Annotated in this window: 20 protein-coding genes, 1 tRNA gene and 1 other annotated feature; all 21 genes read left to right on the plus strand. The window is 33.7% G+C overall.

Annotated features, from left to right (window positions below; genetic code table 11):
- Positions 1-46: 46 nt before the first annotated feature.
- A complete protein-coding gene (locus BD821_RS05720; RefSeq protein WP_104409692.1) occupies positions 47-1,831 on the plus strand; it encodes a penicillin-binding transpeptidase domain-containing protein in 1,785 nt (594 codons plus the stop codon).
- Between the two features lie 192 nt (positions 1,832-2,023).
- The gene (gene rpsD / locus BD821_RS05725; RefSeq protein ID WP_104409693.1) at positions 2,024-2,617 is read left to right on the plus strand and encodes a 30S ribosomal protein S4; all 594 of its coding nucleotides are present in this window, start codon (positions 2,024-2,026) and stop codon (positions 2,615-2,617) included.
- A gap of 246 nt (positions 2,618-2,863) precedes the next feature.
- Positions 2,864-3,280, plus strand: a complete 417-nt coding sequence (locus BD821_RS05730; RefSeq protein WP_104409694.1) for a Mini-ribonuclease 3 — start codon at positions 2,864-2,866, stop codon at positions 3,278-3,280.
- Positions 3,281-3,300: 20 nt separating this feature from the next.
- Complete coding sequence (gene rlmB, locus BD821_RS05735; RefSeq protein ID WP_104409695.1) at positions 3,301-4,089, plus strand: 23S rRNA (guanosine(2251)-2'-O)-methyltransferase RlmB; 789 nt, start codon at positions 3,301-3,303, stop codon at positions 4,087-4,089.
- A 2-nt stretch (positions 4,090-4,091) separates the two neighbouring features.
- The gene (locus BD821_RS05740; protein ID WP_029451435.1) at positions 4,092-4,601 is read left to right on the plus strand and encodes an NYN domain-containing protein; all 510 of its coding nucleotides are present in this window, start codon (positions 4,092-4,094) and stop codon (positions 4,599-4,601) included.
- 71 nt (positions 4,602-4,672) lie between these two features.
- Positions 4,673-5,314 (plus strand): RNA polymerase sporulation sigma factor SigH, encoded by a 642-nt coding sequence (gene sigH / locus BD821_RS05745; protein WP_029451434.1) that lies wholly within the window; start codon positions 4,673-4,675, stop codon positions 5,312-5,314.
- Positions 5,315-5,464: 150 nt separating this feature from the next.
- Positions 5,465-5,540 (plus strand) — tRNA-Thr (locus BD821_RS05750).
- A 71-nt stretch (positions 5,541-5,611) separates the two neighbouring features.
- Positions 5,612-6,805 carry an elongation factor Tu gene (tuf, locus tag BD821_RS05755; protein ID WP_104409696.1) on the plus strand — a complete coding sequence of 398 codons (1,194 nt, stop codon included), beginning with the start codon at positions 5,612-5,614 and terminating at the stop codon, positions 6,803-6,805.
- A gap of 176 nt (positions 6,806-6,981) precedes the next feature.
- Positions 6,982-7,131 carry a 50S ribosomal protein L33 gene (gene rpmG / locus BD821_RS05760; RefSeq protein WP_084170488.1) on the plus strand — a complete coding sequence of 50 codons (150 nt, stop codon included), beginning with the start codon at positions 6,982-6,984 and terminating at the stop codon, positions 7,129-7,131.
- A gap of 29 nt (positions 7,132-7,160) precedes the next feature.
- A complete protein-coding gene (gene secE / locus BD821_RS05765) occupies positions 7,161-7,397 on the plus strand; it encodes a preprotein translocase subunit SecE (RefSeq protein ID WP_104409697.1) in 237 nt (78 codons plus the stop codon).
- A 38-nt stretch (positions 7,398-7,435) separates the two neighbouring features.
- A complete protein-coding gene (gene nusG / locus BD821_RS05770; RefSeq protein WP_029451432.1) occupies positions 7,436-7,957 on the plus strand; it encodes a transcription termination/antitermination protein NusG in 522 nt (173 codons plus the stop codon).
- A gap of 73 nt (positions 7,958-8,030) precedes the next feature.
- Positions 8,031-8,456 (plus strand): 50S ribosomal protein L11, encoded by a 426-nt coding sequence (gene rplK, locus BD821_RS05775; RefSeq protein ID WP_104409698.1) that lies wholly within the window; start codon positions 8,031-8,033, stop codon positions 8,454-8,456.
- Positions 8,457-8,520: 64 nt separating this feature from the next.
- Positions 8,521-9,210, plus strand: coding sequence for a 50S ribosomal protein L1 (rplA, locus tag BD821_RS05780; RefSeq protein WP_084170591.1), 690 nt, complete (start codon positions 8,521-8,523; stop codon positions 9,208-9,210).
- Between the two features lie 42 nt (positions 9,211-9,252).
- Positions 9,253-9,383: a sequence feature (ribosomal protein L10 leader region), on the plus strand.
- A 33-nt stretch (positions 9,384-9,416) separates the two neighbouring features.
- Positions 9,417-9,920 carry a 50S ribosomal protein L10 gene (gene rplJ / locus BD821_RS05785; RefSeq protein WP_104409699.1) on the plus strand — a complete coding sequence of 168 codons (504 nt, stop codon included), beginning with the start codon at positions 9,417-9,419 and terminating at the stop codon, positions 9,918-9,920.
- Between the two features lie 55 nt (positions 9,921-9,975).
- On the plus strand, positions 9,976-10,338 hold the full coding sequence (rplL, locus tag BD821_RS05790; RefSeq protein ID WP_029451425.1) for a 50S ribosomal protein L7/L12: 363 nt from the start codon (positions 9,976-9,978) through the stop codon (positions 10,336-10,338).
- 307 nt (positions 10,339-10,645) lie between these two features.
- A complete protein-coding gene (gene rpoB, locus BD821_RS05795) occupies positions 10,646-14,404 on the plus strand; it encodes a DNA-directed RNA polymerase subunit beta (protein ID WP_104409700.1) in 3,759 nt (1,252 codons plus the stop codon).
- A gap of 20 nt (positions 14,405-14,424) precedes the next feature.
- A complete protein-coding gene (rpoC, locus tag BD821_RS05800; protein WP_104409701.1) occupies positions 14,425-17,961 on the plus strand; it encodes a DNA-directed RNA polymerase subunit beta' in 3,537 nt (1,178 codons plus the stop codon).
- A 164-nt stretch (positions 17,962-18,125) separates the two neighbouring features.
- On the plus strand, positions 18,126-18,368 hold the full coding sequence (locus BD821_RS05805; RefSeq protein ID WP_104409702.1) for a ribosomal L7Ae/L30e/S12e/Gadd45 family protein: 243 nt from the start codon (positions 18,126-18,128) through the stop codon (positions 18,366-18,368).
- Positions 18,369-18,436: 68 nt separating this feature from the next.
- Positions 18,437-18,814, plus strand: a complete 378-nt coding sequence (rpsL, locus tag BD821_RS05810) for a 30S ribosomal protein S12 (RefSeq protein ID WP_104409703.1) — start codon at positions 18,437-18,439, stop codon at positions 18,812-18,814.
- 143 nt (positions 18,815-18,957) lie between these two features.
- Complete coding sequence (gene rpsG / locus BD821_RS05815) at positions 18,958-19,428, plus strand: 30S ribosomal protein S7 (RefSeq protein ID WP_029451419.1); 471 nt, start codon at positions 18,958-18,960, stop codon at positions 19,426-19,428.
- Positions 19,429-19,517: 89 nt separating this feature from the next.
- On the plus strand, positions 19,518-21,581 hold the full coding sequence (fusA, locus tag BD821_RS05820) for an elongation factor G (protein ID WP_104409704.1): 2,064 nt from the start codon (positions 19,518-19,520) through the stop codon (positions 21,579-21,581).
- Positions 21,582-21,594: the final 13 nt, after the last annotated feature.

Genomic DNA, 21,594 nt, shown 5'->3' on the forward strand with positions numbered 1-21,594 from the left:
ATAGAAATTTTTAGTGTTCTAAGGATTATATAGGAGGAATAAACAAATGAAAAATAAGAAGATTAAAATAAAGCCCATTCGTGTAAAATCAACCTTTATAATATTTTCACTTGTATTTCTCCTTTTATCAATACAACTTTTTAGAAGAATGGTTCTACAAGGTGAGTTTTTGGGTAATAAGGCAGAACAACAATTTTTAAACGAGGCTAAAATATCGCCTAAAAGAGGAAGTATATTAGATAGAAACGGAAGAGAACTTGCTGTAAGTGGTGATGTATATAAAGTTAACTTAGATTTATTGGCCATGCAAGAATATTGTGTAAGATACAATGAAACTAAAGAGCAAGTATCAGAAGAAATCTCAGGAGCTCTAGGCATGGATAATGACAAGGTGCTATCTATGCTTGATAAAACAGATAATAATGGTAGATTATTAAGGGGAATGACTCTAGAGAGAAAAATAGAAAAAGATAAAATAGATAAGCTTAAAGAAGTGAGAAAAACTAAAAAGTATAACTTTATGATAATAGAAAATGATTCTACAAGGCTTTATCCTAATAATAATTTTCTAGCTCACGCACTTGGTATAGTAGATTTGGAGGGTGAGGGTGTTTTTGGATTAGAAAAATATTATGATAAAGAACTTATGGGAGTAGCGGGTATCAGGATAGCAGAGTTAGATAAAAATGCTTCAGAGTTGCCCTATGAGGATGTTGTTTATACAGAAGCTATAAATGGTAAAGATGTAATTTTAAGTGTAGATGAAAGTATACAATATATAGCTCAAACAGTGGCAGATAAGGCTTTGAAAGATACTAAAGCTAAAGGTGTAACTATTATTGTAACTAATCCTAAAAATGGTGAAGTATTAGCAATGGTTAACAAACCAGACTTTAATTTAAATGACCCGAGAATGGGAATAGTGGATAATGAAAAATTGCAACAATTATGGAGAAATAAAGCTGTAAATGATGTTTTCGAACCTGGATCCACGTTTAAGATAACCACAATTTCTGCGGCATTAGAAGAAAAGGTGACATTTCTTAATGATGACTTTTATTGCAAGGGGTTTACTGTGGTAAATGGAACAAAGGTGAACTGTTGGAAGCCTGAAGGGCACGGATCAGAGAAATTAATAGACATCTTGGAGAATTCTTGTAATCCTGGATTTATGGAGCTTGGTAGAAGATTAGGTCAAGAAAGATTAAATAAATATATATATGATTTTGGATTTGGAAAACCTGCAGGTATAGATCTAACAGGAGAGGCAGCAGGGATAATTAAGCCTACAGACCAAATGACTGCTTTAGATCTTGCCACCATATCTTTTGGACAAACTGATGCAGCATCACCTATACAAATATTAGCGGCGCTAAACACTATAATGAATGATGGAGTATATTCAACTCCACATTTAATGAAAGAAGTAGTTGGTGTAGACAAAAATGGAGGTACATCGGTGTCCAAGCCTTATGAAGAAAAAAATCAAAGACAAGTAATAAGTAAGGATACAGCAAATACAGTGGCTAAAATGTTGGAAGAAACCGTATCTAAGGGCTCGGGTAAACAAGCTTATGTAGAGGGACTTGGAATAGCTGGGAAAACAGGAACAGCTCAAAAGGCCAATATAGGCGGAAAAGGTTATGTGGAAGGAAAGTTTATATCTTCGTTTATTGGAGCAGCACCTTATGATAATCCTAAAGTAAGCGTATTTGTAAGTATTGATGAACCAGAAGGAGAACATTTTGGTGGTATTATTGCGTCTCCAGTGGCTAAGGAGTTGTTTCAACAAATATTTAATCAAATGGGTATTAATCCATTAAAAGAATAATTAAACATAATAAATAAATTAAAAAATAAATTAAAAAACTGAGTATTTAGTAGAGATGGTCAGGATGGGAGATTTAAATTTGTCAAAGAGGGAATAAGACGAAGTGATAATCATTTTCAATAAAGAGATAATGTGATATATTATCTAAAGGCAATAATTTACCGCGGCAATTCATTTATATGGAGGTATATTATGGCGAAAATGATGGGACCACGTTTTAAACAATGCAGAAGGCTTGGATTAAATGTAAGTGGTCATCCAAAGGCAATGAAAAGAGAAGCAAGAGGAACTAGTAGGGCGGATAAAAAGTTATCTGATTTTGGAGTTCAATTATTAGAAAAACAAAGGCTTAGAGCTTACTACGGTGTTTTAGAAAAGCAATTTAAAATATATGTAGATAAAGCTTTGAAAAGTAAAGAAATGACTGGAGATGTGTTACTTGTAAGCCTAGAATGTAGGCTAGATAACATAGTATATAGAATGGGCCTAGCTTCATCCATTAGACAAGCAAGGCAGATGGTAAGTCATGGACATATAGAAGTTGATGGTAAAAAGGTAGATATACCATCTTATTCAGTTAATATAGGAGAAGAGGTATCACTTAAGTCATCATCACAAAAGATAAATATATTTAAAGAAAACTTTGAAAATATTTATTCTCTTAATCTATCGTATATAGAAAAAGATGAAGAAAACTTTAAGGCTAAGTTATGTAAATTACCTGAAAGACATGAATTGCCAATAGAAATAAATGAGCAATTAATCGTTGAATATTATTCTAAATAAAAATTAAATATAAAATACAAGTAAAATATATTTAAAACTCTAAATTCATTATCTATATAAATGATGAATTTAGAGTTTTTTTATAAAGCTATAAAAGAGCATAATTATTGGTAAGTTTTTATATACAAAAGTTAAATTAGTTGTTATATTATCTTAAACAGTAGGTTAATAAAGATATTTTAGTTGAGATTATTGAAAATATGAGTAATAATTAGATTATGCTAAAAGAATTCAAGGAGAATTAATATGGAATATTTAAAACACAAAAAATATGATGTTAAGGAAGCCACAGGATTAAGTTCATTAACTTTGGCTTTAATAGGAGATGCAGTATTTGAATTATTTATAAGAAATTATATATTAGAAAAAAATGATGAGCTTTCAGCTCATAAGATACACGTTAAAGCTATAGGGTATGTTAAAGCTTCATCTCAAAGTAAAATAGTTAATTTAATCAAAGAAGAACTAAGTGATGAAGAAGTTTGTGTTTATAAAAGAGGAAGAAATGCAAAGTCGCATACAATGCCTAAAAATGCTGAGGTTATGGATTATAGAAACGCAACAGGATTTGAGGCTCTTTTAGGTTATTTGTATTTAACAGAACAAAATGAAAGATTAAGTTTTATTTTAGAAAGATCTATAAATTTAGATTTAACGGTATAAAGTAGTTAAGGAGAACGGTAATGAGAGAAAATAAGATACATTTAGAAGATAAACATCAAGAAACAAAAGAAAGAGAAGATTTAATAGAAGGAAGAAATGCTGTTATAGAAGTTTTAAAATCTGATAAGACTATAGAACAACTATTGGTTGCAAAGGGAGACAGGGAAGGATCCATAACTTCTATACTAGCTATGGCTAAAGAAAAATCTATAGTAGTTAAAGAAGTGGATAGAAAGAAACTAGATTCAATGTCTGAAACTGGAAGTCACCAAGGGGTTATAGCAATCGTAACGCCTTATATTTACAATACCATAGAGGAAATACTAGAATATGCAAAAGAAAAGGATGAAGATCCGTTTATAATTGTTTTAGATGAAATTGAAGATCCACATAATTTAGGATCTATAATAAGGACAGCAGAGCTATGTGGTGCGCATGGCATAATAATACCTAAAAGAAGAAGCGTTGGAGTAACTACAACAGTATATAAGACCTCAGCTGGAGCTGCTGAGTATATGAAGATAGCTAAGGTTACAAATATTAATTCAGCCATAGATACATTAAAAGAAAAAGGTTTATGGATTTATGGTGCAGATATGAATGGTGATGAGTATAGTCATAAGGTGGACCTAGGTGGAGCTATTGCCATTGTTATAGGCAATGAGGGCAAGGGAATATCTAAACTTACTAGGGATAAATGTGATGTGGTTGTAAGCATACCAATGGCTGGCAAATTAAATTCTCTTAATGCATCGGTAGCAGCAGGGATATTAATGTATGAAGTTTTAAAAAGGAGAATTGAAAAGTAATTGTGAAAATTATTTTTGTTGATGGTTATAATATAATCAATAGCTGGCCGACTCTTCGAGATATAAAAGAGTATAGTTATGAAACAGCAAGACAAAATCTTATAGATTATATGCAAAATTACTCATCATTTAAAGGCTATAAAATATTTTTAGTTTTCGATGCCCATAAAGTAAAGGGGTCTATAGAAAAGACAGAAAAAGTAGGGAACGTTATTGTAGTTTTCACAAAAGAAGGTGAAACTGCTGACAGTTATATAGAAAAGTCAGTAAATAATATAGGACGAAAGACAGAGGTGGAAGTAGTAACATCTGACTCGTTAGAACAACAAGTAATTTTTCAAAGAGGTGCAATAAGGATATCATCCTTGGAATTTTATCATAAGTTAAAAGGGATGGAAGAGGAGGTAGCTTCTAGCTATAAAAAACACAAGCTTTCTAAAAAAAATCCAATTGAAGATAGAATACAAAAAAATGTACTGGAAGAACTTGAGAAAATGCGTAGAAGCCATTGAAATAACTTGACTTAAAGCTAGCCACTGGACTATAATTAAATACATGATGTACAGGATTTGGAGGGGGAACTATGGAAAATACGGGTATTATATACAAGAGCACATCTTTGTATAAGGATATGCTTGATGAAGAAATAGTGGCAGAGACAAAAAAGGGTGATTTAAGAGCTGAAGAATACCTTATAAATAAGTATGAAAATTTTGTGAGGATGAAGGCTAAATCTTATTTCTTGATAGGCGCGGATCGAGAGGATATATATCAAGAAGGTATGATAGGCCTATATAAAGCTATAAGAGACTTTAAACCTGATAAATTGGCATCCTTTAAAGCTTTCGTAGAGCTTTGTGTAACTAGGCAAATAATTACTGCTATAAAGACAGCTACCCGTCAAAAACATATTCCGCTAAATACTTATATATCCCTAAATAAACCTATATATGAAGAAGAATCGGATAGAACATTATTAGATGTTATATCTAGCATGAAAATAACAGATCCTGAAGAACTCTTAATAAGCAAAGAAGAGATGAATCGCATAGAAAAGGAAATAGGGAAGGTTCTTTCTGATTTAGAGATGGAAGTTTTAATGTCGTATTTGGATGGAAAGTCTTACCAAGAAATAGCCTGTGATTTAGACAGACATGCGAAGTCTATAGATAATGCTCTCCAAAGAGTTAAGAGAAAATTGGAGAAGTGTTTAAATAACAGATAATTTGTACAAAAATATTGACATAGAAGAAAAATAGTAGTAAAATCAAAAAAGTGGTTAATCACATATATTTGAATAGAAATAGCTTTAATAGTATATTAAATATAATTCAGTACCAAGATTAACCAATCTGTTTCTAAATTCAGTAATGTTGCCCATGTAGCTCAGTAGGTAGAGCGTCACCTTGGTAAGGTGGAGGTAGTCGGTTCGATCCCGATCGTGGGCTCCAATAAATAGAAATTACAACACACTAGGCAAAGTTTATTGCAAAATCTAATAAAGGATAGGAGGAATTCACAAATGTCAAAAGCAAAATTTGAAAGAAGTAAACCACACGTTAATATTGGAACAATAGGTCACGTAGACCACGGTAAGACAACATTAACAGCAGCTATAACATCAGTATTAGCTAATAGAGGATTTGCAGAAGCGTTTAAGTATGACCAAATAGATAAGGCACCAGAGGAGAAGGAAAGAGGAATAACAATCAATACTTCTCACGTAGAGTATGAAACAGAAAAAAGACATTATGCACACGTAGACTGTCCAGGTCACGCTGACTATGTAAAGAATATGATTACAGGTGCAGCACAAATGGATGGAGCTATCTTAGTTGTATCAGCAGCAGATGGTCCAATGCCACAAACAAGAGAACATATATTATTAGCATCTAGAGTAGGTGTTGGTTATATAGTAGTATTCTTAAACAAATCAGATATGGTAGATGATCCAGAATTATTAGAATTAGTTGAGATGGAAGTTAGAGAACTATTAAGTGAGTATGATTTCCCAGGAGACGATACACCAATAGTAGCAGGATCAGCATTAAAAGCATTAGAAAACCCAACAGATGAAGTAGCAATTAAGCCTATATTAGACTTAATGGATGCAATAGACAGCTATATCCCAACACCAGAAAGAGCAACTGACAAACCGTTCTTAATGCCAGTAGAAGATGTATTTACAATTACAGGTAGAGGAACAGTAGCAACAGGAAGAGTTGAAACTGGAGTTTTAAAAGTTGGAGAAGAAGTAGAATTAGTAGGATTATCTGAAGACAAGAGAAAGGTAGTAGTAACAGGAGTAGAAATGTTTAGAAAGTTACTAGACCAAGCAATGGCAGGGGATAATGTAGGAGTTCTATTAAGAGGAATACAAAGAGCAGAAATAGAAAGAGGTCAAGTACTTGCAAAACCAGGTAGTGTAAATCCACACAACAAGTTTGTAGGTCAAGTATATGTACTTAAAAAAGAAGAAGGCGGAAGACATACACCATTCTTTGATGGATACAGACCACAATTTTATTTCAGAACAACAGATGTAACAGGATCAATCAAATTACCAGATGGAATGGAAATGGTAATGCCTGGAGACCATATAGATATGAATGTTGAACTAATTAATCCAGTAGCTATGGATGAAGGTTTAAGATTTGCTATAAGAGAAGGCGGAAGAACAGTTGGATCAGGAGTTGTTACTACAATAACAAAATAATTATATTGATATATAACTAAATATACTAGGACTGGGGTTAAAACCTAGTCCTTTACATAACTTTAACGTTGACATGAAAGTTTAATTGTGATAAATTATTAAGGTAATGCGTAAAAAGGGGTATAAGAGCACTAAAGTTCTTATGGTTATATACGAAAATACTGGAGGTGCACAAGGTGAGAGTGAAGATAACTTTAGCATGTACAGAGTGCAAGCAGAGAAACTACAACTCAATGAAAAGTAAAAAGAATGACCCAGACAGATTAGAAATGCAAAAGTATTGTAAGTTCTGTAAAAAGCACACACTTCATAAAGAGACAAAATAAGCGCTTAAAAACCTTAAGGATGTGAATTTATGGCTGTGGATGAAAAGAACAAAGTGGTTAAAAGCACAGACAGTAAGGCGAAGCATAAAACTAGTTTCCTAAAAGAAGTTAAGTCGGAATTTAGTAGAATAACTTGGCCATCTAAAGAGGATGTTAAGAAGGCTTTTTTGGCGGTAGTTGGTTTTTGTTTCTTATATATTGTCTTCATAGGCGCAGTGGATCTTTTATTTAAAAACCTCTTTAAGTTAATTTTCAAATTAAAGTAAAAAAAGGAGGTTGGAATGATTAATCATTCCTAAATATTATGAGTGAAAAAGCTAGATGGTATGTAGTACACACATATTCAGGCTATGAAAACAAAGTAAAAGCTAACCTTGAAAAAACTATAGAAAATAGAAACTTACATGATTTGATTCTTGATCTTCAAGTGCCTATGGAAGAAGTTGTAGAAGAAAAAGATGGTAAGAAAAAGGTTACTATGAAAAAGATTTTTCCTGGATATGTATTAGTTAAACTAATAATGACAGATGAATCATGGTACGTTATAAGAAACACAAGAGGCGTTACTGGGTTTGTAGGTCCTGGATCTAAGCCAGTTCCACTTACTGATGAAGAAGTGAATTCTATGGGGATAAATGAAACCCCTGTAACAGTTGACTTTGAGGTGGGGGAAAGTGTTAAAGTTGTTTCGGGGCCATTGAAAGAATTTATGGCTACCTTACAAGAGATTAACATTGAAAAGAAAAAGGTAAAAGCATTGGTTAACATGTTCGGGAGAGAAACATTAGCAGAACTGGACTTTAATCAAGTAGAAAAGTTAGACTAAATTTAAAATAGGTCTTAATTAAGTGGGAGGGCTTTAAAAGTCCGGTATAACCACAGTATAGGAGGAATAACTCATGGCTAAAAAAGTAACAGGAATGATAAAACTTCAGCTTGCAGCAGGAAAGGCAACACCAGCACCACCAGTTGGACCGGCGTTAGGACAACATGGTGTAAACATAATGGGATTCTGTAAAGAATTTAATGCTAAAACAGCTAATCAACCAGGTATGATAATACCAGTTGTAATTACTGTTTATCAAGATAGATCTTTCAGTTTTATACTTAAAACACCTCCAGCAGCTATATTATTAAAGAAAGCAGCTGGACTTGAAAGTGGATCAGGAGTGCCAAACAATACTAAAGTTGGTACAGTGACAAGTGAACAAGTTAAGCAAATAGCAGAAACTAAAATGCCTGATTTAAATGCAGCGTCTTTAGAAACAGCTATAAGCATGATTGAAGGAACTGCAAGAAGTATGGGAATAGTTGTAGAAGGTTAATTATTGTAAATTAGTGGGAGGCTAGGACCGTTAATACCACAAAGGAGGCATAACAATGGGAAAGATAGGAAAAAACTATATAGAGAGTTCAAAACTTATAGATAGAAACGCTTTATACACACCAAAAGAAGCTTTAGATTTAACTTTAAAAACAGCTAAAGCAAAATTTGATGAAACAATAGAATTACATGTAAGACTTGGAGTAGATCCAAGACATGCGGACCAACAAGTAAGAGGTGCAGTAGTACTTCCACACGGAACTGGTAAGCAAGTTAGAGTTTTAGTTTTCGCTAAGGGTGAAAAAGCTAATGAAGCTAAGGCTGCTGGTGCAGAATTTGTAGGAGCAGAAGATTTATTAGAAAAGATCCAAAAAGAAAATTGGTTTGATTATGATGTAGTTGTTGCAACTCCAGATATGATGGGTGTTGTAGGTAGATTAGGTAGAGTGCTTGGACCTAAGGGATTAATGCCAAATCCAAAATCAGGAACAGTTACATTTGATGTTCAAAAAGCAGTCCAAGAAATTAAAGCTGGTAAAGTTGAATATAGAGTAGATAAAACTTCTATAGTTCACGTTCCAGTAGGAAAGAAATCTTTTGGAAATGAAAAGTTAGCTGACAACTTCCGTGTTTTGATGGAAGCTTTAGTAAAAGCAAAACCATCAGCAACAAAAGGACAGTACATTAAGTCAGTATCAGTTTCCAGCACAATGGGACCTGGAGTAAAAGTAAACCCAACAAAAGTATTAGAATAATATTGACAAGTGTCGATATCTTTAGTATAATTTCATTTGTTGAAAATTAAATAAAGTATTCCGTAGACAGTAGGTGCGAGAGCATAATAGTTTAACTACCTACCGAGGGCCCCATAATAAGATATAATTATAGGTCTTCTCACGTCTGCGAGAGGACCTTTGTTATTTTAAAAAAGCAGTGAAAGCTGTGAGGAGGTGGACACACAGTGAATAAGAATAGACAATTAAAAGAAGCTAAGGTTTCTGAAATAAAAGAAAAGTTAGAAAAAGCACAATCAGTTATACTTTCAGACTATCAAGGGCTTACAGTTGAAGAAGACACAGAGCTTAGAAAAAAATTAAGAGACTCTGGAGTAGAATACAAAGTTTACAAAAATAAGTTAGTTACTCTTGCAGCAAAGGAATTGGGATTAGAAGGAATAACAGAATTCTTAGAAGGTCCTGTATCTATAGCTTTTGGATATGAAGATGTAACAGCTCCAGCTAGAATACTTAGTGATTTTGCTAAGACTCATAAAAAGATAGAATTAAAAGCTGGTATTGTTCAAGGTGATATATATGATGTTGAAAAAGTTAAACAACTTGCATCAATACCACCAAAAGAAGTTCTTATTGCAAAACTTCTTGGAAGTTTCAAGGCTCCTTTATCAAATTTAGCATACTTGTTAAATGCAATTAAGGAAAACAAAGAAAACCAAGCAGCAGAGTAATATCATGTTAAAATTAATAAAATATTGTTAATAGAAAATTCGGAGGTGTATTTAAATGACAAGAGAAGAAATAATTCAAGCTATAAAAGATATGAGTGTATTAGAATTAAACGAGTTAGTTAAATCTTGTGAAGAGGAATTTGGAGTTAGCGCAGCAGCTCCAGTAGCAGCAGCAGGTGGAGCACCAGCAGCAGCAGCAGAAGAAAAAACTGAATTTGATGTAATACTAGCAAGTATTGGATCTGAAAAAATCAAAGTTATAAAAGCAGTTAGAGAAATAACAGGACTTGGCTTAAAAGAAGCTAAAGAAGTTGTAGACGGAGCTCCTAAAGCAGTAAAAGAAGGAGTTTCTAAAGAAGAAGCAGAAGAAATCAAGACTAAACTTTCAGAAGTTGGAGCTACAGTAGAAGTTAAGTAGTATCTATACATAAAAGAGACACTTTTTAATTAAAGTGTCTCTTTTTTAGAGTATACCTGTTGACGTGAAATATTTATTGTGATATTATTACTTAATGTACCGTTAATTATGGGATAATATATAGTTAACGATATTCAGGGGGAGAGACACCCCATTAATAATATGTTTCAAAGATTTGACAATATAATGATTTTTTTTGACATAACTGGTTATACTAATATGATAATGTCTGTGCAATCCAGAAGCAAAAGTCCTTAGGGATAGTATGTTTTTGGTTATTTTAGTTTATACAAGGGGTGAAAAGCTAATGGTACATCCTATCCAAGTCGGCAAAAGAACACGAATGAGCTTTGCTAGAGTTAAAGACATAATAGATATGCCTAATTTAATAGAGGTACAGTTAGATTCCTATCAGTGGTTTTTAGATGAGGGACTTCAAGAGGTATTTAATGATATAAGTCCTATATCAAACTATACAGGTAATCTTGTACTTGAATTTATTGGCTATAAACTTGATATGGAGAATATTAAGTATTCTGTTGAAGAATGTAAAGAAAGAGACTCAACTTATGCGGCTCCGTTAAAAGTAAAAGTAAGACTTCAAAACAAAGAGACAGGTGAAATTAAAGAACAAGAAGTATTTATGGGAGATTTTCCTTTAATGACGGAACAAGGTACTTTCATTATAAATGGTTCTGAAAGAGTAATTGTAAGCCAATTGGTAAGATCACCAGGGGTGTATTATAATTATTCCGTAGATAAAAATGGAAAGAAACTATATTCAGCTACTGTAATACCTAATAGAGGTGCGTGGCTAGAATATGAAACAGATTCAAATGATATAATTTATGTAAGAATAGATAAGACTAGAAAGCTTCCAATTAGTGTTCTAGCAAGAGCTATGGGATTCGCAAGTGATCAACAAATAATGGATTACTTTGGTGATGATGAAAGATTAAAGGCTACTATAGAAAAAGATAATACTAAAACAAGAGAAGAAGGCCTATTAGAAATATACAAAAGATTAAGGCCAGGTGAGCCACCTACTGTTGATAGTGCAATGAGTTTAATAGATTCATTGTTTTTTGATGCAAAACGCTATGATTTATCAAAGGTAGGGAGATATAAATTTAATAAAAAGTTAGCACTAAACTTAAGGATTGCAAATCAAATATCAGCATTAGATATAGTTCACCCAGAAACAGGAGAAATCTTTGTTCAAAAAGGTGAAAAAATAGACCGAGAAAATGCTTTAGCAATTCAAGATAGTGGTATAAATCTAGTAGATATAATTGTTGATGATAAAGTAGTAAGAGTTGCAGGTAATAATTTTGTTAATATAAACAAACAATTACCTTTTGATATCACGGATTTAAACATACGCGAATATGTTCATTATCCTACTTTAAGAGAAATATTAAACAATTATACCGAAGAAAGTGCAATTAAAGAAGAAATTAAAAAGAACATACATAGACTTATACCTAAGCATATAATTAAAGATGATATGTATGCTACTATAAGCTATCAAATAGGGCTTTTATATGGTATAGGAAATGTAGATGATATAGACCATCTTGGTAATAGAAGACTAAGATCAGTAGGTGAATTGTTGCAAAATCAATTCAGAATAGGTCTTTCAAGGATGGAAAGAGTAGTAAAAGAGAGAATGACTATACAAGATCCAGAAGGAATAACTCCTCAGGCTCTTATAAATATAAGACCAGTTTCAGCAGCTACAAAAGAATTCTTTGGAAGTTCACAACTGTCTCAGTTCATGGATCAAAATAATCCACTTTCTGAGCTTACTCATAAAAGAAGACTCTCAGCTTTAGGACCTGGTGGATTATCAAGAGAAAGAGCAGGATTTGAAGTAAGAGACGTTCATCACTCTCATTATGGCAGAATGTGTCCTATAGAGACCCCAGAAGGACCAAACATAGGACTTATCAACTCTTTAGCTACTTATGCAAGGGTTAATGAATATGGCTTTATAGAGACGCCGTATAGAGTGGTAGATAAAAAGACTGGTATAGTAACTAGTGAAATTAAATATTTTACAGCAGATGAAGAAGATAATTATTTAGTAGCTCAAGCTAATGAGTTATTAGATGAAAACAATATGTTTATTGATGATAGGGTAACTGTAAGAATAAAAGAAGATATATTACTTGTATCAAGAAATGAAGTTGATCTTATGGACGTTTCACCAAGACAGATAGTATCTGTAGCAACAGCTATGATACCTTTCCTTGAAAATGACGATGCTAGCCGTGCTCTTATGGGTGCTAATATGCAACGTCAAGCGGTGCCGTTATTAATGCCTCAAGCACCATTGGTTGGAACTGGTATTGAATATAAAGCAGCATTAGATTCAGGGGTACTTCCAAAAGCTAGAAATGCCGGAACCGTATCTTATGTAAGTGCTAGTGAAGTTAGGGTTAAAAGAGACTCTGATGGTGGAACTGACGTATATAGATTGCTTAAATTTAAAAGGTCAAATCCAGGGACGTGTATAAATCAAAGACCTATTGTAACTAAGGGAGACCATGTTGAACATGGATCTGTATTAGGAGATGGGCCATCAACAGATCTTGGAGAAATAGCATTAGGTAAAAATATAAGAATGGGCTTCATCACATGGGAAGGATATAACTATGAGGATGCTATGCTTATTTCTGAAGAATTAGTAAGAGAAGATGTATTCACATCTATTCACATAGAGGAATATGAATGCGAAGCGAGAGATACAAAGCTAGGACCAGAAGAAATAACTAGAGATATACCTAATGTAGGTGAGGATGCGCTAAAGGATATAGATGAGCGTGGAATCATAAGAATAGGTGCAGAAGTAAGAGCTGGAGATGTACTTGTAGGTAAAGTTACACCTAAGGGAGAAACCGAACTTACAGCAGAAGAAAGGTTACTAAGAGCTATCTTTGGAGAAAAGGCAAGAGAAGTTAGAGATACATCATTAAGAGTTCCTCATGGTCAATCAGGTATTATCGTAGACGTAAAGGTCTTTACAAGGGAAAATGGTGATGAGTTACCTCCAGGGGTAAACCAACTTGTAAGATGTTATATAGCTCAAAAGAGAAAAATCTCTGTAGGGGATAAGATGGCTGGAAGACATGGTAATAAGGGTGTTATTTCAAGAGTATTACCAGAAGAGGATATGCCATTTTTACCAGACGGACGACCACTACAAATATGTTTAAATCCATTAGGGGTTCCTTCACGTATGAATATAGGTCAGGTGCTAGAAGTCCATCTAGGCCTTGCAGCAAACAAACTAGGTTGGCATATAGCAACTCCAGTATTTGATGGCGCCAATGAGTATGATATAGAAGAACATCTTATAAAAGCAGGGTATGATGGAGATGGTAAAACTGTACTATATGATGGGAGAACCGGAGAAGCATTCGACAATAGAGTAACTGTAGGATATATGTATATATTGAAACTTGCTCACTTAGTTGATGACAAGATTCATGCAAGATCTACAGGGCCATACTCATTAGTTACACAACAACCTTTAGGAGGTAAAGCACAATTCGGAGGACAAAGATTTGGAGAGATGGAAGTTTGGGCTCTTGAAGCCTATGGAGCAGCACACACTCTTCAGGAAATCTTAACTGTAAAGTCGGATGATGTTGTGGGTAGAGTTAAAACTTATGAGTCAATAGTAAAGGGTGAAAACATACCAGAACCAGGTGTACCAGAGTCCTTTAAAGTTCTTATTAAAGAACTTCAAGCTTTGTGCCTAAATGTAAAAGTTCTTAATGATAAAAAAGAAGAAATTAAATTAAGAGAATATACAGAAGAGGAACTCGAAGCTCTAGAGATAAATATAGAAGGAAAAGAAGATGTACCAGTTATAAAATCAACCACTGAACTAGAAGGTAGTAATCTTCAAGAAATAGTAGAAGAAAAAGTAGAAGAAACAGACGAATTAGAAGAATTAGAAGAAGTAGAAGAAGATGAAAAAGAAGACGATGATGATGAGTTACCACTAGATGAGTTTAAAAAAGAATTGCAACTAGATGATTTTGATGATGAACACTAATTTTGAAGGGAGGATTACCCTTGATTGAATTAAATAATTTTGATGCCATGCAAATAAGTTTAGCTTCTCCAGAGCAGATACGAGAATGGTCTAGAGGGGAAGTTAAAAAACCAGAAACAATAAATTATAGAACATTGAAACCTGAAAGAGATGGTCTATTTTGTGAAAGAATATTTGGACCAACAAAAGATTGGGAATGCCATTGTGGAAAATATAAGAGAGTAAGATATAAGGGGATAGTTTGTGATAGATGCGGAGTTGAAGTCACAAAATCTAAAGTAAGACGTGAGAGAATGGGGCATATAGAACTTGCAGCCCCAGTATCCCATATTTGGTATTTTAAAGGAATACCTTCCCGTATGGGCTTAATGCTAGATATGTCTCCTAGATCCCTTGAAAAAGTTTTATACTTTGCATCTTATATTGTTTTAGATCCTAAAGACACACCTCTTTTAAAGAAACAGCTTCTTAATGAAAAAGAATATAGAGAAGCTATAGATAAATATGGTGAGGAAAGCTTCACAGCAGGTATGGGAGCAGAATCTATAAAAGTTTTATTAGAAGAAATTGATTTAGTAAAATCAACTGTGGATTTAAAAGAAGATTTAAAGAATAGTACAGGACAAAAGAAGATAAGAATAATAAGAAGACTTGAAGTTATGGAATCATTTAAAAAGTCAGGAAATAAGCCAGTTTGGATGATTATAGGGGTAATACCTGTAATACCACCAGATCTAAGACCTATGGTTCAATTAGATGGTGGAAGATTTGCAACTTCTGATTTAAATGATTTATACAGAAGGGTTATAAATAGAAATAATAGATTAAAGAAACTATTAGATTTAGGAGCACCTAATATAATAGTTAGAAATGAAAAAAGAATGCTTCAAGAAGCTGTAGATGCATTGATAGATAATGGTAGAAGAGGTAGGCCAGTAACAGGTCCTGGAAACAGGCCACTTAAATCTTTATCTGATATGCTTAAAGGAAAACAGGGTAGATTTAGACAAAACTTACTAGGTAAGCGTGTTGACTATTCTGGAAGATCAGTTATTGTTGTTGGACCTGAACTTAAAATGTATCAATGTGGTTTGCCAAAAGAAATGGCGCTAGAACTTTTCAAACCTTTCGTTATGAAAAAACTAGTTGAAAATTCTTTGGCACACAATATAAAAAGTGCTAAAAGAATGGTAGAAAGAGTAATGCCGCAGGTATGGGATGTACTAGAAGAAGTTATTTCCGATCATCCAGTGTTATTAAACCGTGCGCCTACACTACATAGATTAGGAATTCAAGCTTTCCAACCTGTGCTAGTTGAAGGTAGAGCTATAAAACTTCATCCTTTAGTGTGTACAGCGTATAACGCTGACTTTGATGGAGATCAAATGGCAGTGCATGTACCTCTTTCCGTTGAAGCTCAAGCAGAAGCAAGATTTTTAATGCTTGCTGCTGGTAACATCTTGAAACCATCAGATGGTAAGCCAGTATCAGTTCCTACTCAAGATATGATTTTAGGTTCTTATTATTTAAGTTTAGATAAAGATGGAGAAATAGGTGAAGGAAAGATATTCATATCACCAGAAGAGGCTATTATGGCTTATGAAGTTAAAGATATTTCTTTACATGCTAAGATAAAAGTTAGGATGACTAAAGAAATTAATGGCGAGATTAAGCAAGGAATAATAGATACTTCTGTTGGTAAACTTATATTTAACGAATCCATACCTCAAGATTTAGGCTTTGTAGATAGAACTTTAGAAGAAAACTTGTTTAAACTTGAAGTTGACTTCTTAATAGATAAAAAGGCTCTTGGACGTATAGTTGAAAATTGTTATACAGTTCATGGACCAACCCAAACATCAGTAATGTTAGATGAAATTAAAGCAAAAGGATATCATTATTCTACTATTGGAGCTATTACTGTTTCGGTATCAGATATGGTTGTTCCTGAGAAAAAGGCTGATTTGCTTAAAGAAGCAGAAGAAACTGTTAAAAAAATTGAGAAAATGTATAAAAGAGGATTTATATCTGAAGAAGAAAGATACGAAAGAGTTATAGATAAGTGGACTAAAACTACCGAAGATGTAGCTAATGCTCTAATGGATAATTTGGATAGATTTAATCCAATATTTATGATGGCCGATTCTGGAGCCAGAGGCTCTAAAAGTCAGATAAAGCAGTTAGCGGGTATGAGAGGTCTTATGGCTAACCCATCCGGTAAAATTATAGAACTTCCAATTAAAGCTTCTTTTAGGGAAGGTTTAGATGTATTAGAATATTTCATATCAACTCATGGAGCTAGAAAGGGTAATGCTGATACTGCTCTTAAAACAGCTGACTCAGGATATCTTACAAGGAGACTTGTTGATGTTAGCCAGGATGTAATAGTAAGACATCAAGATTGTGGAACTAAAGATGGAATATACGTATCCGAAATTAAAGTAGGAAACGAACCTATAGAAGAGTTGAAAGAAAGATTAACTGGAAGATATTCAGCAGAAGATATTATAGATCCAAAAACTTCTAAGGTTATAGTTAAAAATCATACTTATATGACTGCTGAAATAGCAGGAAAAGTACAAAAAGCTGGAATTAAGAAGGTAAAGATAAGATCGGTATTTAGTTGTGATTGTAAAGTAGGAGTTTGCGCTACTTGTTATGGTATGAATATGGCGACTGGACAAAAAATAACTATAGGTGAGGCTGTGGGTATAATAGCAGCTCAATCTATTGGTGAGCCAGGTACACAGCTTACAATGAGAACCTTCCATACAGGTGGAGTTGCAGGAGCTGATATAACTCAAGGACTTCCAAGAGTAGAAGAGCTATTTGAAGCCAGAAAACCAAAAGGATTAGCTACAGTATCAGAAGTATCAGGTACAGTTAAAATGGAAGAAACAAAGAAAAAGAGAACAATAATTATAGTTACAGAATCAGGTGAAGAAATTACTTATGAAATTCCATTTGGTTCAAGAATGAAAGTTAGTAATGGAGACTCAATTGAGGCTGGAGATGAAATAACAGAAGGATCAGTAAATCCACATGATGTTATGAGAATTAAAGGACTTGAAGGAGTTAGAGAATATTTATTGTCAGAAGTTCAAAAGGTATATAGATTGCAAGGTGTTGATATAAATGATAAACATCTTGAAGTTGTAGTAAGACAAATGACTAGGAAGGTTAAGGTATTAGAACCAGGTGATACAGACCTTTTACAAGGAACTATGATAGATATATTTGATTTTATAGAAGAAAATGAAAGAGTTAAAAAAGCTAAGTTAGAAGAAGCTAAGGGAGATCAAGTGCTTCTTGGAATTACAAAAGCAGCTTTAGCTACAGACTCTTTCTTATCAGCAGCATCCTTCCAAGAAACTACAAGAGTTTTAACTGATGCAGCTATAAAAGGTAAAATTGATCCGTTACTAGGACTTAAAGAAAATGTAATTATAGGTAAACTTATACCTGCTGGTACAGGCATGAGTAGATATGGATCAATAAGATTAAACACAGAAACTGATGTAGAAGAAAAAGAGCATGTTAATACTTTAGAAGATTAATTAATTTTATTGACATGACATAATGAAAATGATAAAATATAGCTTGTGTGATTTTATAACAAGGATATTTTAAATATTATATTTAATTTGTTTACATGAGTTTTTCGGAGTGAGGTCTAGACTTCACTCCGGGTTTAATTTTAAATTTCAAGGAGGTAAACCTCATGATAGACAGACTTTTAGGAAAAAAGGTCGTAGGCATAAAGCAAGTTACAAAAGCATTAAATAACGACCAAGGGTTAAAGCTATATGTAGCAGAAGATGCAGATTCAAAAATTACGATACCTATAGTTAGCATAGCTGAAGAAAAAAACATAGAAATAGAATATATTGCCACAATGAAATATTTAGGTAAGATGTGTGGTATAGAAGTAGGATCAGCGGCTACTTTAATCCTAAAAGAATAATTAATTAGCTATTATCTTAATTTTAATAGAATACCAAAATTACTTTTTAAAATATAGGAGGTGAAAACATGCCAACAATTAGCCAATTAGTAAGAAAAGGCAGAAAGACAACAGCAACTAAATCTGGATCACCAGCTTTAAAAAACTGTCCACAAAAAAGAGGTGTATGCACAGTAGTTAAAACTACTACACCAAAGAAGCCTAACTCCGCACTTAGAAAAGTTGCAAGAGTTAGATTGACAAATGGTTACGAAGTATCTGCATACATTCCAGGAATAGGACACAATCTACAAGAGCATAGTGTTGTTTTAATCAGAGGTGGAAGAGTAAAAGACCTTCCAGGTGTTAGATATCATATTGTGAGAGGCGCTTTAGACTCAGCAGGTGTAGCTAACAGAATGCAAAGTAGATCAAAGTATGGGGCTAAGAGACCAAAGCAAAAGTAATTTTGCTTGAATCTGGTGCTATGTCTTCGTGTTTACATAGATTTATAAACGTAAGTTTATATAGATTCCGGAGAACAGAGCACTTTGCGGCGTAAAGCCGAGTACCAATGAGCTTAAATATTTATGTTAAGGAGGGAAGAAAAGTGCCAAGAAAAGGACATATAGGAAAAAGAGAAGTTTTACTAGACCCTTTGTACAACAGTGAAGTTGTTACAAAGCTTATAAACAGCATAATGTTAGATGGTAAAAGAGGAGTAGCACAACAAATTTGCTACGATGCATTTGATATAATTGCAGAGAAAACAGAAAAAGATGCTTTGGAAGTTTTTGAAACAGCTATGGCTAATATAATGCCGTTACTAGAAGTTAAAGCTAGAAGAATAGGTGGTGCTACTTACCAAGTACCAATGGAAGTAAGACCAGAGAGAAGACAAACATTGGGAATAAGATGGTTGTTGATCGCTTCTAGAAAAAGAGGAGAAAAATACATGAGGGAAAGATTAGCAAATGAGCTAATCGATGCTTCCAACAATACAGGCGCTGCAGTTAAGAAAAGAGAAGAAACACATAAGATGGCTGAAGCTAATAAAGCATTCGCTCATTACAGATATTAACATAAAACTGTTTTGGCTTTTGCCAAAACAGTTTTATCAGATTTAATTACTAATTTACTCAGATTATATGCTGAGAGGAGGAATATATAGTGCCAAGACAATTTGCGTTAGAAAAGTACCGTAATATAGGAATAATGGCTCATATCGATGCGGGTAAAACTACAACAACTGAGCGTATTTTATTTTACACAGGAAAAACACATAAAATAGGTGAAACTCATGAAGGTGCAGCTACAATGGACTGGATGGTTCAAGAACAAGAAAGAGGTATAACAATTACTTCAGCAGCTACTACCTGCCACTGGAAAGGCTATGAGATAAACATAATTGATACACCAGGCCACGTAGACTTCACAGTTGAGGTTGAAAGATCACTTAGAGTTCTTGATGGAGCTGTAACAGTTCTTGACGCTAAGAGTGGTGTAGAACCACAAACTGAAACTGTTTGGAGACAGGCAGATAAGTATGGTGTACCAAGAATGATATATGTAAATAAGATGGATGCTGTTGGAGCAGACTTCTACACCTGTTTAAACTCTATAAGAGATAGACTTAAAGCAAATGCAGTACCAATTCAAATACCAATAGGTCAAGAATCAGAATTTATGGGAATGGTTGATCTTGTAAAGATGATTGGAATAGTTCACAAGAACGATTTAGGAACTGAAATCGAAGAAGGTGAAATACCAGCAGAATTAAAAGAAAAGGCAGAAGAGTATAGATTAGCTATGCTTGAAGCCATTGCAGAATGCGATGAAGAATTAATGATTAAATATCTAGATGGGGAAGAAATAACTGAAGATGAAATAAATGTAGCTTTAAGAAAAGCTACTATTGACAATCAAATAATCCCAGTTATTTGTGGATCATCATATAAAAACAAAGGTGTTCAAGAAATGATAGACGCTGCTGTTGCATATATGCCATCACCTTTAGATATACCAGCAGTAAAGGGTGTTGAAGTAGATGGTGAAGGTGAAATAGAAAGAAAAGCTGATGAAGCTGAACCACTTTCTGCACTAGCATTTAAAATAGCAACAGACCCATTTGTAGGTAGATTAGCATTTACAAGAATTTACTCTGGAACAATGAAGAGTGGTACATATGTATTAAACTCAACAAAGGGAAAAAGAGAAAGAGTCGGAAGACTTGTTAGAATGCATGCAAATCATAGAGAAGAAGTTGACGAGTTATATGCAGGAGATTTAGGTGCAGTTGTTGGACTTAAAGATACAACTACAGGAGATACTCTATGTAGTGAAAATGATCCTATTATACTTGAAACTATGGACTTCCCAGAACCAGTTATATCTGTAGCTATTGAGCCTAAAACTAAAGCTAGTCAAGAAAAGATGGGATTAGCGCTTTCAAAGCTTGCAGAAGAAGATCCAACATTCAAAACTTTTACTGATCAAGAAACAGGTCAAGTTATTATAGCAGGTATGGGTGAACTTCACCTTGAAATTATAGTAGATAGACTTCAAAGAGAGTTTAAAGTTGAGTGTAATGTTGGTAAGCCACAAGTTGCTTACAAAGAAACTATCAGAAAAGCTGTTAAAGCTGAAGGTAAGTTTGTTAGACAATCTGGTGGACGTGGTCAGTATGGTCATTGTTGGATTGAGATGATACCAAATGAAGGTGAATATGTATTCGAAAATGCTATCGTTGGAGGATCTATTCCAAGAGAATATATACCAGCAATAGATAATGGAATTAAAGAAGCATCGGATAGTGGTGTTTTATCTGGATATCCAGTTATAAACTTTAAAGTAAGACTAGTTGATGGATCATATCATGATGTTGACTCCTCAGAAATGGCATTTAAAATAGCAGGATCTATGGCATTTAAAAATGCTATGGCTAAAGCAGATCCAGTATTACTTGAGCCAGCAATGAAAGTTGAAGTTGTTGTAGCTGAAGAATACATGGGAGATGTTATAGGGGACGTAAACTCTAGAAGAGGAAAAATTGAGAGTATGGAAGCTAGAGCAGGCGCTCAAGTTATCAACGCATTTGTTCCGCTTTCAGAAATGTTTGGATATGCTACAACACTTAGATCAAAGACACAAGGTAGAGGTACTTATAGCATGGAGTTTGATCATTACGAAGAAGTGCCAAAGAGCATACAAGAACAAGTAGTAGGTAAAAAATAATAAAATAAAATAT

The sequence above is a fragment of the Clostridium algidicarnis DSM 15099 genome (assembly GCF_002934235.1).
Taxonomy (GTDB): Bacteria; Bacillota; Clostridia; order Clostridiales; family Clostridiaceae; genus Clostridium_L; species Clostridium_L algidicarnis.